Source organism: Marinobacter alexandrii (assembly GCA_039984955.1).
Lineage (GTDB): Bacteria > Bacteroidota > Bacteroidia > Cytophagales > Cyclobacteriaceae > Ekhidna.
In genome coordinates this window covers 2839227-2855480 of sequence record JBDWTN010000007.1, presented here as the reverse complement: position 1 = coordinate 2855480, position 16254 = coordinate 2839227, and the positions used below count along the sequence as shown (strand labels likewise).

The following is a 16254-nucleotide window of genomic DNA, read 5'->3' as shown; positions in this document are numbered from 1 at the left end:
TTCTAAACTCGTTTAAGAAGAGTACATTTTGTCGCATAGCTATCTTTATTAGCCTTTTAATGAAAACGCTTATCTCATTGAACATTTACTCCATGATTAGGAGAAGTTCTAGAAGTCAGGATAAATTCAAACTTCATTTCCTAATTTTATATACTAGGAATTCAAAAATTAATATTCAATTATTATGAAAAGAAGAACCTTTCTCGGAATGAGTGCAGCTGCACTTGCAAGCTCAGCCTTTCCTAATGTCATTGTTCCAAATCAAAAGAAGAGTATTGGAGTGGCACTTCTTGGCTTAGGCTCCTACAGCACTTATCAGCTTGCTCCCGCTTTGCAGATGACTAACTATTGCCAACTCTCTGGAATAATTACCGGAAGTCCTGAGAAAATTCCGGTTTGGCAGCAAAAGTATTCTATACCCGATCGAAATGTTTATTCTTATGAGAACATGCACGAAATCTCGAAAAACGATGAAATTGATGTTATCTATGTAGTTACCCCTACAAGCACACATATGGATTTTGTGATAAAAGCTGCAGAGGCGGGCAAACATGTTTGGTGTGAAAAACCAATGGCTATGACTGCAGATGAATGTCAAAAAATGATTGATGTATGTAACAAAAATGGAGTGAAGCTAATGATAGGTTATCGCATGCTTCATGAGCCAAATACAATCACGCTCAATTCTTATGCTTCTAGTTTGCCATTCGGAAAAATAAATAACATCAATTCTGCGGCTGGCTACAACGGAGGGGGCGGTACTGACTGGCGATTTAAAAAAACCATGGGTGGAGGTGCACTCTACGATATGGGGGTTTATACAATAAACGGCATAAGAAATGCACTTCAACAAGAGCCTGTTGAAGTAATATCAGCAAAACAATATGCTGACCGACCGGAACTTTTCAAAGAAGTAGATGAAACCACGGAATTTGAATTACTGTTTCCTGATGGAATCAAAGCAACAGGAAAAACCAGCGTAGGTCAAAACATCAATCACCTAAAAGTAGATTGCGAAAAAGGGTGGTACGAGATGAAGCCGATGCAACCGTATAATGGTGTGAAAGGAAGTAGAAGTGATGGAGTTCAGCTGAATGAATACATTGAAAATCAGCAAGCAAAGCAAATGGACGATGATGCCTTAGCGATCCTGAAAGACAAGCCAATTCTCGCAAATGCTTCACAGGGCCTTCAGGATATACGTGTCGTACAAGCAGTTATCAAAGCAGCCGAGACTGGAAGATCTGTGAAAATGTAAAATTGTCCTAAGATTCAGAAGAAGAAAACCCAAAAGTATTCCTCAAACTTCCTGGCATCTATCTGACTCATGGGTGATTACATTTGGTGTGGATGATATGGGGAGATTTCTGACTGAAAAAGCAAAATTAGATGACACTGAATTTCTTTCTATCCGTCATTTCATCGCTTATCGTAATGGAGCAATGTTGGCAACACTCTCCTAACAGAAACCTATTTCAAAACTCTGCTTCGTGGCTTTACTCCAAAACGATCAGCATACATTTTTGAAAAATAAGCTTGATGACTAAACCCAACCTCCATAGCTAGCTGCTTAACTAAAATATCGGGCGTTTTCATCAAGATATTATGAGCTTTTTGAAGTCTTATTTCTTTAATAAAATTGTTGGGGCTTAAACCTGTTTGACTTTTAACCTTTCTATAAAAGGAGCTTTTAGAGAGATGAAACTCTTCAGAAAGAACGTCTTGGTTAAGCTTTATATCATGTGATTTATTATAGACATACTCTTTGAGTTTTATAATAAAGTCATCCTTGTCATCTTCCACTTTAATGCCATTCTTTTTATTATATGTATTTCTGTCATTAGTATTTCTCAGGCAATTATTAATACGTACCAAAAGCTCTTGTTTCTCAAATGGTTTGGTGATGTAATCGTCTATGCCAAGTTTTAAAACATCTAATTTGGTGTCTGAATCAGTTTTAGCCGTAAGCATTATGACTGGAATTGTACTATTATCTACTTTCAGTTTTTCAATAAATTCATGCCCATTTAATTTTGGCATCATATAATCTGTGATCACAAAGTCAATGCGCTCTTGTTCAATAATTTCGAGCGCTTCCAATCCATTTGAGGCTTCCAAACAAGTATAATCGGGCAATATTGACACAAGATATTTTCTCATATCATAATTGTCCTCCGCTATAAGAAACTTGGGTGCTGACTCACCATCAATAGGTCGTTGAATATGTACGTTTTGCTCCTCAACAGGCACTAGGGCTATTTCCAAGGCAGCAGGTTGGGTTTTCTCTAAAGGTATCAGGATAGTAAAAGTGCTTCCTTTGCCCAATTCACTATCCAGTAAAAAATTACCCCGATGCAGTTCTATAATTTCTTTGCTGAAAGCTAAGCCAATCCCACTACCCCCAGATTTATTTATATCATTATTTACCTGATAAAAGCGATTAAAGACGGAATCTATATCCTTGGAGGCAATCCCTATACCTGTATCAGAAATTGCAATACAAAGAGATTGATTTTGCTGGGAAATAGTGATGCTCACTTCGCCAGTATCTGTATATTTCAAAGCATTGACAATGATATTATTGACAGCTTTTTCGAAAAACACAGTATCTATTTTGGCTATATAGTCTTCTGCATTTTTCATCATAATGAAGGCTATCCCTTTTTGCTTATATAAAGGTTCAAAACTCAAATACTGCTTATGTAGCAATTTCGAAATATTGACTGGCTGTAGCTGTAAATTGAAGTTGGAAGACTCCATCTTAGCCAAATCCAGCACATCGTCAACCATATTGGTAATGTTACGAATCTGCTTCTTTATTCCTTTCTGGATATCCACCACTTCAGGTGCTGTAATAGCAAGCCCTTCCAATTCTGAAATTTGCCCATTAATAATTGTCAGTGGTGTTCTTATTTCATGCGAAATATTCGTGAAAAATTGAGATTTAAACTCATCTAGCTTTTCTAGCTCTTTGGTTTTAGCTTTCAATATTTTTTCATTTCTGATATTGAGGTTTTTAAAATAACTCATTACTATGTACATGCTAAAAAATAGAAACGGTGGGTTCAGATTATTCAAAACTGAAAAGGGATAGTGCTTGAAATATAAGTTAGGCATGTAAAGTGCAAGCAAGCATATGATGAATATGGAAATAGTGCCCTTTTTATTATCTATGTATATCAACGAAATAGCAGGTGGTAATAACAGGTAGTACTCCATCATCTCTGCCACATATAAATAATTAGAATAGTAAAAGGTGACACCAATGAGGCTTACAATAAATAGAATGCTAGCGAAAAAAACCTTTTTATGATAGAGAAGTACCTGAACACAGACTACCAAAAACATCATGATTGGGTAGCTGACAAGAAGCAACTGATCTCCAAAGAAATCCTCGATAAAGGAAAGAATCGTGAATAAATGCCAGGTATTGCAGAAAATATGGAGCAACGTTATCTTCTTCAAGTCATTGTAGCTTGTACTTTCATCTGTACCTAAAGTGATGTAAGTGTAAAGTAAACTACGTGCCTTTTTTAACATGTCTTATATATAGCTGGTGAACTTTATCAAATGACAATCAAAATTAACACTTGTTTTGATTAAAAAATAGTATCACACTTAACGAAAAATGGTATTTTTTTACATTAAATACTTCATAAAAGTATCTTTTTTGAGGCTAATTGAATGTTGCTTGACACGGTTATGATAAAGATTGACCAGTTTGTGATCTTCCGCACGGCAATTGTAATATGATTAACACAAATAGAATTAATGGAAACTATGGGGCGTATCAACAAGTTCCTGCATTAGGAGAGTTCTAAATTTCTTCCTTTAAAACCAACTCTCTACAATCCCATAAATCCACCTAATCCGGCAAATTGACCCATTTGTGATACAGATTGACCAGTTTGTGATGTTTTTATTTTAAAGCTTTGCAGACTAAAAAATAAAAAAACTGTTACAATGAAACAAACGAAAACAATTACACTAATTTTTGTCTTACTCTTTTCCTATAACCTTACAAATGCTCAACTTGGTAGAGCTCTGCTTAAAAAATCGACCAAATCCAAGAAAGACTTAGAGCTAGATTGGACTGTGTTTGATCAAGACCCAGCAGTCACTTTTTATTCATTACTCGATGGCACGTCTGTTCATACAAATGGAATAGGAACTTTCAGCTATTACACTGGTACGTTCATTTCATATCTACAAGCAAATGGTGAAAAATTTAGTGCCATCTATGACGAAGAAAAATTCATGAAAATTAAATTCTTCAAAGGGGATGAATATATCTCTACCCATACGATGAGTCTCGGGCAAGGAAGCTTAGGTGATAACAGAATACAAATGGTAGGTCCAAACTTCACGGGCAATGAAGATGCAGCCGTAAGTGTAGCTAAACATGGAGTAGGTACGTATCGAATGGAATTTTATGCGGGGACAAAAATGTATTACAATTTTGAATTTGAAGCGTATAAAGTTACAAATGACGATGCTTATGCTGAACTCAAAGAAATGTACTTAGTAAGAGGTCCTTGGAATGATTATGCCTATCTAAAGCATAACAGTTCTGGTAATATTGAATTCGGAATGTACCTGACGCATGAGGAGTTTAAGCCAAACCCAGATAACGAAAGAGATTTGACAAAATACATCTTTTGGTATCTTGATCTTTTTAAAGATGGCAAGTTAGTCGGAACAAGCTTTTCAGTAAAAAATGAAGAGAATGATACAGATAATACTCTTAGATCAACTCCTGAAAGAATGACGTGGCATAGAGCAAACCCTAAAAGAGGAGAGTGGAATGATTATACTTCGGGAATACGTCTTGTAGGTAAGTCAGATGGTGATAATAAGTACAATGCTCTATACGCACCTTTTAAAGGTCTAGAGGATGGAAACTATCAAGTAAAAGTTAAGTTGACTACTGAAGAAACACTGAGAACATATTCGTTTACGGTAGCCGGTGGCAATATTGTTTTGCCTGATTATCAAGACAGGGCTAAAAATACAGATCCAACTAAATTGGTTGAAGGGTGGAATAATTACATTTGGCTGAAACTAGAGAAATAGTCTTATGGGAGCATAATATATAGTATATATACTTTACTCAAACAGACATGTTTTAAGCATATCAATTATACTCCCCGACAATAAGTGTGTCGGGGATTTTTTTATAAAAAAATCAAAAATAAAGCCTGCCCAAACCACATGATTTCACCCAAGAAGTGGATGCGATTTCACATACATATTGATTCAAACATCATTGATCTTTTGGCGCTGTTTATAGGGCTAGATATGTAGATTCATTGAATTTGACCCATTTATGATACAGATTGACCCATTTGTGATAACCTGATTTTATTGTTTTGCATTCTCATATTAAACGTAAAAAAATGCTAACAAAAGTTCAAAAAACCATATGGTATTTAGCCATATTCACATGTATGATTATCGTAGCTTGCTCCGAAGATGAGCCCGAAGTACTCAGTGACGAAAAGGCCATAACTAGTTTCATATTTACCGCCGAAAGTAACGAAACACTAAGCGAAGATGTAACAGCCTCCATTGACGAAAACAACTTGATGATTACAGCGACTGTTCCTTTCGGAACGGACGTTACTGCATTAGAGCCAATTATAGAAGTCTCTGAATTAGCTTCGGTAAGTCGTACGGGTGCACAAGACTTTTCCAACCCTCTTTCCTATGTGGCAATAGCTGAGGACGGTAGCTCCGCTACCTATGTAGTCATTGTTAATATGGATGGAGAGGTTAGTGATGATAGAAGCAATGAAAAGGAAATTGTCAGTTTTATTTTTGCAGCAGCAGATAATGATGCCCTTATTGATGATGTGACAGCTACCATAGCTGAGACAGAAGCAGGTAACCTAATAACTGCCAATGTTCCTTTTGGAACCAATGTTACAGCATTAGTTCCTACGATTGAACTCTCTGCACTAGCAAGTGTAAACCCGACAGGTTCACAGGATTTTTCAGAACTTGCTTTCTATACAGTCACTGCAGAAAATCAAAGTACTCAAACATATATTGTTAGCATCTCAGTGGAGACGAACGAAGCACCCAGTACTTTCAATCTGATATCACCAAGACTGATTGCATCAGGCCAGCCTGTAAGACAACTCGAGTTTACCTGGGAAGAGTCTACAGATAGTGATGGGGATAATGTTACTTACAATTTCTACCTAGGGGAGGTAGGTAGCATAGAAGACTTGGATAATCTACCACTATATGCCGAAAATCTTACCGATACTAATTTTGTAGTGACGGAGCAATTACCCATTAGGACTTCCTATTACTGGAAGGTAGATGCCACAGATGGTAAGGAAGCAACACATAGCAATAATATTCATCTGGTTAGTACACAAGGCTTGACCTACGATCCAGAAACCGTGATGTCTATCCCACAGATGGAAAGAAATGGTCACACCTCTCTTGCTTATGACAATAAATTATGGGTGATTGGTGGATATACCGATAGCCCACAAAATGACGTATGGTACAGTGAAGATGGAATAACCTGGATTTTAGCTACCCCCGTTGCAGCTTTTACAGGAAGGCATCAACATACCTCTTTGGTATTTGATAATAAGATGTGGGTCATTGGAGGACTAGGCTTTTCTGAGTCAAATACAAGCGCTTCTAATCCTCTTAACGATGTATGGTACAGCGAGGATGGTTTCACTTGGACAGAAGCCACCGGTGAGGAATCATTTGGTGCTAGATATCGTCATACTTCTGTCGTATTTGATAATAAAATGTGGGTGATCGGAGGTGACATTGCTAGTTCTTCAGCAAATGATGTATGGTATAGCGAAGATGGAACAACATGGACAGAAGCTACAGAAGCTGCTGCTTTTAGCGCAAGAAGATCACACACATCCATTGTATTTGATAACAAAATGTGGGTCATGAATGGCGAAAATGGGAGCATTAACTTTTTCAGCGATGTATGGTATAGTGAAGAAGGCATAACCTGGACCGAAGCTACCAGTGACATGGGAGATGAATTAACTAGGACAACATCGGTAGTCTATGCTGATAAGATGTGGATAATTGCAGGAGCTACGAGCACAAGTGGTACTACATCTTCCACATATTTCAGTGATGATGGGGTTAACTGGTTTAGAGATGGAGGCCTTAGACCAGTTAAAAATCACACCTCAGTGGTCTTTGATGATAAAATATGGAGTATAGGTGGTAGAACCTTTTTTAACGATCCCGGTGTTTCTAAAGACGAAGTATTCAATTTTAGTCTTGACTAAAATGGGATAGCTAGACATCAAAAAGGCAAAATAGTTTGCGCTCAAAACCTCCTTAGATCATCAGATTGATGTTTCAGGGAGGTTTTTCTTTGCCATCTAGTATAGCTGCAAAATTTCAGAAAGCTTGCTAGATATCACAGCCTTGAACCTTTCAAAGCAATAGTTTGACATATCATGCAAGTTTTTTTTTAGAAAATAGAACCACAAGTCCTTGAATGGAGCTCTCTTTTTTGCTGTGAAATCAGCAAACCAATAAGAGGGTGTATCAAAGTCGAAAAATAGTCTTCTGTGAAGCAATACCAATTGGACTTACTGTGAGTTTAAGAGAGGTGGTGATATTTCTTTCGTGATAAGCGGATCTCATTTGAGACATCCTCTTACTTTTTCCCCTTGCGAAACTATGTCTATCCGAGAGGAAAGTCGCTCTAATTGTGTGTCCGGAATATCACAAACTGGTCAATCAACCGCACAAACAGGTCAATTTTGGTTTGAGCTGTAAAAAGCGAGAGCCACCCTCCCGGGTAGCTCTCATGCATTTCCTACCTTAGAAAATGCCGCCTTAGTTATCTTTAAACTATTTGGATATGTTGCTGTCCAGTCCTTAGTTTTTATGATTCACAATGATATTCTCAGCATATTCACCTTTATCAGTAGTTACTTTTACCAAATAGGTTCCGTTAGCTACTTGGGAGATATCCAGTTCATTGGTATGTCCTTCCATCACCAATATGCCATTCAGATTAAATAAATGTACTGTCTTGATGAGTTCTTTGCTCTTGACATGTAGGCTACTTGTAGCAGGATTAGGGTAAAAAACGATTGTTGAATTCACCTCTTCATCTACCCCCAAAACAGGATCATCTTCATCCAGGAGTGTGAGACTAACATTGGCTACTTCAGAGGTATTACCTGAATCATCACTTGCAGTAACACCTATGGTATATGTGTTATCCCCAGTCTCAAAATCATTCGCCGAGCCTGCCGAACCTGCATCAGTAAGAGTGAGGGTTCCTTCGGTATCTATAGCAAAGAAACCATCATCATTGCCGGTAGTTATGGAGAAACTTATGACTCCAATATTATCAGTGGCCGTGACGGTACCTATTTCAAAACCACTTACCTGATTTTCTTCATAGCTAAAGCCAGCAGCAGTTTGTACTACCGGTGGTTCCTCGTCAGCTCTGTCTTGTACTCCTATGGATACTGCTACTTCCGGGGAGGTATTTCCCGCTGCATCTGTAGCTGTAATCGTCAACGTATAGTTATTTTCCCCCGTTTCAAAGTCATTAGCGGCTCCAGCTTCTCCAACTTCAGTAAGTGTGAGATTTCCGCTATTATCTAAAGAAAAGAACCCTTCATCATTGCCAGCAGTAATAGAGAAACTTACAACCCCCACGTTATCGCTTGCCGAAACTATACCTATTGCAAAACCGCCTGCCTGATTTTCTTCATAAGTAAAGCTTTGATCTGCATCTATTATTGGAGCGGTATCTTCAATATCCTTAACTTCAATGGTAACAACGCCTTCTGTGGATCGGTTATCTACTGCATCATGCGCTACAATACCGAGTGTGAAACTATTTGCACCGGTCTCAAAATCATTTGCTGCTCCAGCTTCTCCAGCTGATGAGAGTGTGATTTCTCCTACTGCATCTATGACAAAGAACCCGTCATCATCGCCTGAAGCAATACTAAAGGATACTATCCCCACATTGTCAGTAGCCGATATGGATCCAATAACGTAGTTGACTGCTTGGTTTTCTGCATAGGTAAAACTCAATCCTGTTTCCACGACAGGGTTTTCCTCATCGTCCAAGTCTTGCAATTCCAAATCTATATCTACTTCTTCAGAAGTATTGCCTTCTGCATCGCTCGCTGTGATGGTCAAGGTAAAGTTATTGCTGCCTGTCTCAAAGTCGCTGCTCTCACCATCTGCTCCTGCACTGGTAAGGATGATTGCACCCGTATCGTCTACAGAGAAGAATCCGTCAGCATTGCCAGCAGTGATAGTATAGCTTACTATTTCCGCATTATCAGTTGCCACTATTGTACCAATCACAAAACCAGTTCGCCGATTTTCAGAATACATAAAAGTCTGATCTGCTTCTATCACCGGTGCTTCTGTGTCTTCTTGGACAATAAGAAATAATGTTTCGTATATAGAATTCCCATCTGCGTCACTCGCAATGAAATCCAAACCATATTCATTTGATTCAATCTCACTGTAAGAATTTGCAGGTCCAACTGCTCCAGCTTCGGTAAGGGTGATCTCGCCATTTACATCTATTTCAAAAAATCCTTCTTCGTTACCTTCTACAAATACCAAGCTAGTGATCCCAACATTATCTGAAACCGGTATCGTAACTATAACAGAGCCCGCTGGCTGGTTTTCTGTATAATAAAAGGATTCAAAAATAGGAACTACCGGTGGTGTCTCATCCACTCTGTCCAATACATCTATTGATACATCTGCCGATACAGCATTGCCAGCCGCATCTGCAACTTCAATGGTCAGGGTAAAGCTGTTTGCTCCTGTTTCAAAGTCGTTGGCCTCTCCTACTTCTCCTGCATCTGACAGAGTCAATGCGCCCGTATCATCCAGATCAAAGAACCCATCTTCATTGCCAGCAGTAATGGAAAAGCTGACGATTCCTACATTATCAGAAGCCTCAATGGTGCCAATCAAAAAATGATCGTCCTGATTTTCTTTGTATGAAAATGATTGACCTTCGGTGATTACTGGTACTGGCGTATTGTCAACCATATCATATACGCTGATCTTAGATGCACCTATAATAAACATTTTGGTTCCATCGGGAGAAAAAGTAATCCCTTCTGGGTCAGCTTCCTGATCTGCTACTGAAAAGTTGATGGCTACAGTAGCTGTGCTGATATCCCATGGAGTACTAAGTGTGTACTGATGAATGTTACTATCACCAAACGCCTGGCCAATAATTAACATTTGCGAACCATCAGGGGAGAAAGTAATCCCTGTTGACCCAAGTTCCTCTTCTCCTATGTAAAAGCTTTGATTCAGTGTAGCGGTACCTATATCGTATGCATCAGTCAATGCATATTGAAATACAGAGTCCATTCGAGCTCCTACAATGTACATGTGCAAGCCATCAGCAGAAAAGGCCAAGCCTTCAGGGTGCGTCTCTTCAGTAATCACCAAAAATTCTTGAACGAAATTGGCCGAGCCTGTCTGTACCTCGAATGGAGTGGTAAGCTCAAATTCATGTATGCCAGATCTACCTAACAAAAACATTCGCGTTCCATCAGGAGAAAGGGCGAGATCTCCAGGAGTTGATTCCCAGGGGCCTATCCCATTTCTTTTCTTGAAAGATGCTGTCTTAATGTCAAAAGCAGTAGTTAGCTCATATTGATTAATTTCTTCAGAAGAGCCTGATCCTTCCCCAATTACATACATATTAAGTCCGTCAGGAGAAAAAGAAATGCCTCTACTGCCAGTCTCCTCGCTACTTATGCTAAAGGGATTGCCTACTGTTTTTTCCAAAGAGACGGAGCTCAGATTAAAAGCATCTGATAGCGCATACTGATTAACAACATCACTTCCATTATCAATAATGTACATCCGTGATCCGTCAGGAGATAAACTCATCGTTGTTCTACTCCTATTTTCATTTAAAATAAGCGAATTAAACAATGAAGCTGTTGTTACATCAAACGCCACTGTGAGATCGTAGACAAATACTTCATCTTCAGAATCGTCCAACACAAACATTCGAAGACCATCATCAGAAAAACTCAATCCTTCGGGATCAGCCCCTTGTTGCAGTACTGAAAAGGAAGAAGAAAAAGAAGCAGTAGTCACATCAAATGCAGTGCTTAAATCATATTGCTGAACTGCATCGCTACCTGTTCCAATAATAAACATACGTAACCCATCCGCTGAAAATGAAATGCCAGTTGAATTATTTTCTTGTGTATTGATAAAAAAGAAACCTCCATGAGTCGCAGTAGTTAGATCATAGGCTGTAGTTAGGTCATATTGATCGACCTTATCCTCAAGTCTTGTTCCTACGATAAACATCCTCATTCCATCATCAGAAAACGCAATACCTCGTGGATTATTTTGCTGAGAATTTACCGAAAACAAGCCTAAGTAAGAGGCAGTGGTTACGTCAAAAGCGATGGTTAATTGATATCGAAGCACCTTACCCGTGAAATTTTCTGCCGCTGAAAGAAACATCAGCATGCCATCGTTGGAAAACGCGATTCCATTGGTAAAACTATCTTGGGTAATCGGAAAATCACCGATGAAACTTACGGAGGTGATCCCAAAAGGATCAGATAGATTATATTGCACCACTTGATCACCACCATCACCACTGATAAACATTTTATTACCATCATTTGAAAAGGCAAGACCACTTGGTGCACTATCTTCATTTTGTACAGAAACATTTCCCGCGTAGGAAGCGGTACTCAAATCAAAGGCACCCGTGAGGTTGTATTTGTGAACCTTATCTCCACCACTACCTGTAAAAAACAATTGTAGGCCGTCATCAGAAAAGGTAATGTCTGACGGACTACTATCTAAGTGCGCAATAGAAAATGCCGTGTCCACAGGCGTAACAAAAGAAGCCGTGGATAAAGAAAAGGGAGTAGAAAGACTATACTGGTCTATTTCATCGTCACTTGCTCCTATGACAAACATGAGCGTACCGTCATTGGAAAAAGTGAGTCCTTGAGGGGATCTTTCCTCCTCTATTGTAAATCTGGTAGTGGTGGAAGAAATTGTTATGTCAAAAGCAGTGGTAAGTTCATATGCTTGAATAAAACTTGTTGTAGCTCCAGGGGTAGTATTGACTCTTGATACAAACATGTGCAAACCGTCAGCAGAAAAGGCCAAGCCAGTAGGGTTCGGAGACACACTACGGGCAACTTCAAATGAGGAAGTGGTAATATCAAAAGGAACTGTGAGATTATATTGATGAATCTCACGTTCAATACCAGCTAAAATATGCATTTTCAAACCATCGTTGGAAAATGTAATGGACTCAGGCCGCTCTGATTTACCTCCTATGGAAAGCGGGTTGCCAGGGTCTGTTGTAAAAACTGGGGTAAAGACGGTAAGGTCTTGTGCATGCAATTGAGCGCTCAAACTCATGGCAAAAGCCAAGCACAAGGCTCCTCTTTTTAGTAACATACTAAATTGGTAAATGTGGTTTTTCATTGTGAAGAATTCAGTTAATAAAAATTTACAAGGCGATTGTTTTTTGTATGATGGTATGAATTCACCTGCAAAACAATACCATTCTACACGCACAAATCGGTCAATCTCTATCACAAACAGGTCAATTTGCCATTTCTGGAAGCTTACCTCAATGTTTTCGATCCTAGGCTCACTGAGTCCATAGTTTAAAAACTGATTAAAAGAGTCTAACAATCGTCCATGCAGACGTAATAAGAATTCATTAGAGAATGGAATTACATAAATCACCCGTAAGAATGAACTTGATTTCCTTCTATTTCACGATAATTGAACTCATGAATTTTAAATAACAAAACGTATGGATTTAGGACAGTTCTCAATAAGCCTTGACATAGAAAATATTCCTTATCAAGCGGATAGAGAATAAATAGCGTTATAATATCATTGTAATTATTTTCGCTCCGTGACTATTCTCTATTTCATCGATATACTTGGCACAATGGTTTTTGCCATTTCTGGTGCACTTGCGGGCCGAGACAAGAAGCTTGACTTTTTTGGTATAGCAGCAGTGGGTTTAATCACCGCAATCGGTGGAGGCACTGTCCGAGACGTACTTCTGGGAAGTACGCCTGTAGGTTGGATGGAAGACCTGATCTATTTAACCATGATTGGGTCTGGGATAATCATCTCATTGCTATTCGGAAAAGCAGTTCTAAAACTTCGGCGTACATTTTTCATGTTTGATACTGTCGGAATTGCAGTCTTTACAGTTTTAGGATTGCAAAAAGCACTAAATCTTGGAGTCCATCCAGTCATTGCTATCATGATGGGTATGGTGTCAGCCGTATTTGGAGGAGTTCTTCGAGACATTGTTTGTAATGAAATACCCTTGATTTTCAGGAAAGAGATTTACGCATTGACGTGTCTTTGTGGAGGCATTTTATACGTCATTCTTGATCGCTTATCAGTAGAGCAAATTATCAATACAATTATTACAGTTTCTTTTATTATGATCTTTCGTGTTATGGCAGTCAAATTCAAATGGAAATTGCCTGACATTTCATAGTTGCATCATTTTAACTTGTTTGCAACTACCTACCTAGAACATGAATCAATACTTAAGTAGCAAATACATTTTATTTGCAAGTGTGCAGTAAAATCTGAATTATGTTTCAAAGTCGATTTTTTCTTCAGCCAATACTCATCCCCAAATACTCAAAAAAAGAGGTTGCGATCACACTTTTAATCGCCCTATCAAGTGTTTATTTTATTTTCGTTTTTCTAGAGCCATTCAATTTCGAGATAGGTGACAACAACAAATACCTTGTCTTTCTTCCATTTGTATTAACCTATTTCCTCGTTCTTTTTGTTAGTGGTGCCTTTATTATTCCTTTTGCAATCAAAGTAATCGGTCTGAAAAAATACTTCTTCCATCACTTACTAGTAGGGTATTTTTTTCAAATCTTTTTGATTGCTCTTGCTCATCATGTACTACAAAACTACCTAAATAGTCATGCACTATTTAACGGTGAAGAATTCTTGTCAATATTATCTAACGCCATATTTATTGGCGTTATCCCAACATTGATAACAGCTCTTATATACTACAACAAAGCACTACTAAAGCAGACTAGAGAAAATTTGATTGAATCAAATATCAAAATAAAAAAGGTAGATCAGAATGGGTATACTACCATCCAATCCACCAATGAAAAAAACATCTTTCGTTGTAAATCTTCGACCATCATCTATTTGAAATCTGAGGATAATTATGTGAACATTTTCTACCAAACTGATGAGGGTGAAGACTTCAAAAATGAGTTGATCAGAAATACAATGAAGCAGATTGAGCCACAACTCCCTATCCCATTTTTACGTGTGCACCGATCATATATAGTCAACTTAAATCATATCTATAAAATAGAAGGAAACTCGCAGGGAATGCTGTTACGTATTACAAACAGTGAAACCACAATTCCTGTCTCACGGAATTATATTCAAACCCTTAAAAATTCTTTAGACTCAATTTAAGGTAATGCTCTTGTGGTGAATTACTTTATCTAGCTGCATTTTACCACCATAATCTTCCTTACACCACATTTCTTTTGCACTCGCCACAATGATTTCATTTACTATGATAAACTCTTCATTTTCGGGTTAAAAGTGAAGAATGAATATGATTAGTAATCGGTTTTTATGGTTTCTATTGATACTACAAACAACCCTAGCACAGAGTCAATCTTTTGAAGTAAAAAGTGGGTTTATCTCTTTAGAAAGTGGCATAAAGCTTTATCATGATTTGTATCTACCAATGGGACAAAAGAAAATCCCTACGATCCTCATACGTACTCCGTATGGAAAAGGCGGATCAAAGATATTTGCTTCTCATTTTGCTAAGAACGGATTCTCTGTCGTTGTTCAAGACGTCAGAGGTATGGGTGACTCGGAAGGAGAGTTTACTTCCTTCAATAATGAAAAAAGCGATGGAATAGCCACATTAGCTTGGATAAATAAACAGCCTTGGTGCAACGGAGACATTGGCATGTGGGGATCTTCATATTTGGCTTATTCAGCTCTAATTCAAGCAGACTCCTCTAACCCATCTCTTAAAAGTGTATTTAGTCTTTCTGGATGGATCAATGGGGCTAAAATAATGTCTCCCGGTGGAGCATTCCATCAAATGTTGGCAATACCATGGCTACTACTCATTGGTAACACTACCAAGCTATCAGAACAAGGGGCTGATCTGAATGAGATGTTTGCACATCTTCCATTAAAAGATGCCGTACCTCAAGGAGGTTTAGATAGTACGCCTGATGTTTCCTTTGATTATCGATCAGTCAGCATTCCCATCTTTCATATGAATGGTTGGTATGATTTCACATTACAGGCCAACATAGATGCTTTTAAAAAGATTAGTCAGTCTTCCTCCAACGACAATCAGTACATGATGTTAGGCCCTTGGTATCACAATCAAATTTATGATCAGAATAACATGGTAGGTGAATACCAGATTCCTGAAATAGGAAGAATGGAGATCAATCAATTTCTTGAACTTGCGACGGATTGGTTTCAGTATACGCTGAACGGGAAATCTTTCGATTATATGATCGATGATCGAATAAATTATTACGTAATGTTTCATGATGAATGGCAAACCACTAATACCTGGCCACCGAAAAATAAACCAAGAACTTTCTTCCTCAATAAAGAAAATCAGCTTACAAGTAAAAAAGCTTCAAAAGAAATAACCGCTAATAATTATTTATTCGATCCAAATAATCCAACTCCTACATGGGGAGGGGCTAATTTTTATGCCCTTGAGGGAAATATTGGAATTTTAGATCAAAAGCAAATTGAAGAAAGAAAAGATGTAGTCTCTTTTACTTCACCAGCATTTTCCAAGTCGGAATTAATAGCAGGAACGATAAGCGTGGAACTTTACATTTCTACTGAAGGTAGGGGCACAGATTTCACAGCTAAACTTACATTAGTAGATAAGGAAGGTGTTTCAAAAAATCTTACTGATGATATCATACGATTGTTACCTGATAGCCTAAAAGGCAAGATAGAAAAAGTAAATTTTGAGCTTCCTGATATTGCATTTAAAGTTTTTCAAGGAGAAAAAGTGAGGCTACAGATAAGTAGTAGTAATTACCCAAAATTCAACAGAAACCCAAATTCCGGCATTGATCCCCTTAAAGCGGAAAAACTTATGCCAGTGCAACAATCAATTATCTACTCTAAAAAATTTCCTTCAAAAATCACCTTACCAATTATCAAAGAATAATC

General features: G+C 38.1%; 8 protein-coding genes. 6 read left to right on the top strand and 2 right to left on the bottom strand.

Annotated features, from left to right (window positions below):
* Window positions 1-184 precede the first annotated feature (184 nt).
* Window positions 185-1258 carry a Gfo/Idh/MocA family oxidoreductase gene (locus tag ABJQ32_18935; GenBank protein ID MEP5291740.1) on the top strand — a complete coding sequence of 358 codons (1074 nt, stop codon included), beginning with the start codon at window positions 185-187 and terminating at the stop codon, window positions 1256-1258.
* A 212-nt stretch (window positions 1259-1470) separates the two neighbouring features.
* Here ABJQ32_18935 and ABJQ32_18930 read toward each other — a convergent pair whose 3' ends face one another.
* Window positions 1471-3540 (bottom strand): response regulator, encoded by a 2070-nt coding sequence (locus tag ABJQ32_18930; GenBank protein ID MEP5291739.1) that lies wholly within the window; start codon window positions 3538-3540, stop codon window positions 1471-1473.
* Window positions 3541-3963: 423 nt separating this feature from the next.
* Between ABJQ32_18930 and ABJQ32_18925 the strand changes: the two genes are divergently transcribed.
* Window positions 3964-5073, top strand: a complete 1110-nt coding sequence (locus ABJQ32_18925) for a hypothetical protein (GenBank protein ID MEP5291738.1) — start codon at window positions 3964-3966, stop codon at window positions 5071-5073.
* Between the two features lie 323 nt (window positions 5074-5396).
* A complete protein-coding gene (locus ABJQ32_18920) occupies window positions 5397-7283 on the top strand; it encodes a hypothetical protein (GenBank protein MEP5291737.1) in 1887 nt (628 codons plus the stop codon).
* Between the two features lie 601 nt (window positions 7284-7884).
* On the opposite strand, the gene ABJQ32_18915 is transcribed toward ABJQ32_18920, so the two are convergent.
* Window positions 7885-12483, bottom strand: coding sequence for a beta-propeller fold lactonase family protein (locus ABJQ32_18915; protein ID MEP5291736.1), 4599 nt, complete (start codon window positions 12481-12483; stop codon window positions 7885-7887).
* A 442-nt stretch (window positions 12484-12925) separates the two neighbouring features.
* Here ABJQ32_18915 and ABJQ32_18910 point away from each other — a divergent pair, with 442 nt between their 5' ends.
* From ABJQ32_18910 to ABJQ32_18900, 3 genes are all read left to right on the top strand, one after another.
* Entirely contained in the window at window positions 12926-13528 is a 603-nt protein-coding gene (locus ABJQ32_18910; GenBank protein MEP5291735.1) for a trimeric intracellular cation channel family protein, read from the top strand.
* Window positions 13529-13629: 101 nt separating this feature from the next.
* Entirely contained in the window at window positions 13630-14493 is an 864-nt protein-coding gene (locus ABJQ32_18905; protein ID MEP5291734.1) for a LytTR family DNA-binding domain-containing protein, read from the top strand.
* A 139-nt stretch (window positions 14494-14632) separates the two neighbouring features.
* Window positions 14633-16252: a CocE/NonD family hydrolase gene (locus ABJQ32_18900; protein ID MEP5291733.1), complete on the top strand. Its 1620-nt coding sequence runs from the start codon at window positions 14633-14635 to the stop codon at window positions 16250-16252.
* Window positions 16253-16254: the final 2 nt, after the last annotated feature.

Bases quoted from the DNA above. Each gene is read 5' to 3' on its own strand.
- ABJQ32_18905 (MEP5291734.1), top strand. From the start codon at position 13,630: ATGTTTCAAAGTCGATTTTTTCTTCAGCCAATACTCATCCCCAAATAC.
- ABJQ32_18930 (MEP5291739.1), bottom strand. From the start codon at position 3,540: ATGTTAAAAAAGGCACGTAGTTTACTTTACACTTACATCACTTTAGGT.
- ABJQ32_18935 (MEP5291740.1), top strand. From the start codon at position 185: ATGAAAAGAAGAACCTTTCTCGGAATGAGTGCAGCTGCACTTGCAAGC.
- ABJQ32_18925 (MEP5291738.1), top strand. From the start codon at position 3,964: ATGAAACAAACGAAAACAATTACACTAATTTTTGTCTTACTCTTTTCC.
- ABJQ32_18900 (MEP5291733.1), top strand. From the start codon at position 14,633: ATGAATATGATTAGTAATCGGTTTTTATGGTTTCTATTGATACTACAA.
- ABJQ32_18920 (MEP5291737.1), top strand. From the start codon at position 5,397: ATGCTAACAAAAGTTCAAAAAACCATATGGTATTTAGCCATATTCACA.
- ABJQ32_18915 (MEP5291736.1), bottom strand. From the start codon at position 12,483: ATGAAAAACCACATTTACCAATTTAGTATGTTACTAAAAAGAGGAGCC.